Raw genomic sequence first — 1092 nt, 5'->3', positions numbered from 1 at the left:
GAAAAGATGATAGTTTCGAATGTACCAAAGCAAGCTGTCGACAAGGCAATATCCGGAAACCTCGCCAAGAAAGACGATTCAGTCTGGGACGATTTCTAGAATGAGTTGCCATTCGCCCATGGGATTGTCAAAATGTTCAGCAACAGCACAAGAAGGACCACCTAATTGAGGATTAGTAGTTCTGCCCAATCCTTCGCGGAAAGCTAGAATATCACCATTACTTCCCCAATCTTTACCCACAAAACGGTTTAACCTAGGTAATGTTCCCGTGGCTCTAGCCTTCACCAAGAGGGCAGAAGTTCCCATGGAGCCAGCTGCTAAAAATAGGTATCGACAGGTTAAAGTTCTCCTGGCAATAATTTCTCCTGATTCATTGATCTGAGTACATGAAATTCTGTATCCGGTTTCAGGTGCTTCTGATATTTCTGTGACTAAATGCAAAGGTAGGATACTTACATATCCAGTCTTTTCTGCACGAACTAAATAATTACGATCTAGACTCTTTTTAGCTCCACTGTTAAGACCATACCAATGTTCCCCAATGATTGCAGAAGGAACTTTAGTTCCCTGCAATTCTTGACGGATTACATCCCAGTTAACAGCAATTTCTATGAGTCGGTTTGGTAATCCTGCTGTTTCAGCTTGTTTAAGGAATAATTGTGATGCCAAGTAAAAATCAGTAGATAAAATATCTTCAGGTATTAGTGATGCCTTCAAGATGGAATTAACACGAGGGTAATAGACGCTATCCATCTCATCGTAATCAATTGCCCTTGGAAAAGACTGATAGAAGAGTTCTCGTGAAGGCTGGTAAGTAACACCGTTGTACACTAAGGAACTACCTCCCACACCAGCACCACACAAGATACCAATTCCATTTTCCTGTTTATATTCTAATATTCCTGTGTAAACATCTACAGGAACACCATCAAATGTTGTTGGGCTTAACCAGGCTGATCGACCATCAGGATTTCGGAAAGTGGCAAAAGTATCCTGGGCTGATGTAATCTGCCAACGTCGCCCTCGTTCCAACACTAGCGTGTTAATTCCAGCTTGCCCTAAACGTAAGGCAGCAACAGAACCACCAAAGCA

Annotated in this window: 1 protein-coding gene; it reads right to left on the bottom strand. The window is 42.2% G+C overall.

Translation table 11 applies throughout. From position 1 onward, the window contains the following. Nucleotides 1–78: 78 nt before the first annotated feature. On the bottom strand, nt 79–1092 hold a 1014-nt coding region (locus tag F6K23_RS41100), incomplete at its 5' end, for a GMC family oxidoreductase N-terminal domain-containing protein (protein ID WP_293167044.1).

Origin of the sequence: Okeania sp. SIO2C9, from assembly GCF_010672455.1 — a bacterium.
Taxonomy (GTDB): domain Bacteria; phylum Cyanobacteriota; class Cyanobacteriia; order Cyanobacteriales; family Microcoleaceae; genus Okeania.
This window is presented reverse-complemented; position numbering and strand designations above follow the sequence as displayed.